Raw genomic sequence first — 1,028 nt, 5'->3', positions numbered from 1 at the left:
CGCTGGTGGTCGGATCGACCCTCGGCGACCAGCTGGTCGGATATGTGGTGCCCCAGCCCGGGCAGGTAGTCGAGCAGCGTGCGCTGCTTGCCGGGATCTCGGAAACACTGCCCGCGTACATGGTGCCCGCCACGGTGGTCGTGCTGGATGCGTTCCCGCTCAACACTTCTGGCAAGCTCGATCGCAAGGCACTGCCCGCGCCGAAGTTCACGAGTCGGGAATTCCGTGCTCCCGCAACGCCGATCGAGCAGACCGTCGCGAGCGTGTTCGCGGACGTGCTCGGTATCGAGCGGGTCGGTGCCGACGACGACTTCTTCGCACTCGGCGGTAACTCACTGATCGCAACCCAGGTGACGGCTCGGCTCGGTGCCGCACTCGATACCCATCTGGCGGTGCGTGATCTGTTCGAGGCATCGACGGTGGAGTCGCTGGCGGCGCGGGCCGAACGCAAGGCCGGATCGGGTCGCACCAGGCCCGCGCTCGTCGCGGGCGTGCGGCCGGAGCGGGTTCCGCTCTCGCCCGCGCAGCAGCGGTACTGGTTCCTCAACCAGTTCGACACCACCGCGTCGGCGGTCGACAACATCCCGCTCGCCGTCCGCCTGTCGGGCGCACTGGATGTCGAGGCACTGCAGCAGGCCATCGGCGATATCTTCAGCCGCCACGAAGTGCTGCGCACCACCTACCCTGATAGCGAGGAAGGCCCCTACCAGGTCATTCTGCCGTCGCAGGTGATGCCCGACCTGCAGGTCGTCGATGTCGCGGACTCCGAGCTGCTGGACACGGTCATCGGATTCGTGCTCACCACCTTCGATGTCACCACCCAGGTCCCGCTGAAGGTGGCGGTGTTCCGGCTCGCGCCGCAGGAGCATGTGATCGCATTCGTCGTGCATCACGTGTCGGCGGACGGTGCGTCGACGGGTCCGTTGGCTCGCGATCTGATGGTCGCGTACATCGCTCGGTTGAACGGTGAGGCGCCGCAGTGGGCTCCGCTGCCGGTGCAGTACGCCGACTATGCGGTGTGGCAGCGT

Annotated in this window: 1 protein-coding gene; it reads left to right on the top strand. The window is 66.9% G+C overall.

All coding sequences use genetic code 11. The annotated features are described in order from the left end of the window. Window positions 1–1,028, top strand: a 1,028-nt coding sequence (locus tag ACLMAL_RS39620; protein ID WP_412003770.1) for a condensation domain-containing protein, incomplete at both ends; no start/stop codon positions are given.

Origin of the sequence: Nocardia sp. CWNU-33, from assembly GCF_046764895.1 — a bacterium.
Classification (GTDB): domain Bacteria; phylum Actinomycetota; class Actinomycetes; order Mycobacteriales; family Mycobacteriaceae; genus Nocardia.
Note: the sequence above shows the minus strand (reverse complement) of the source record. Positions and strands in the feature narration are given on the sequence as shown.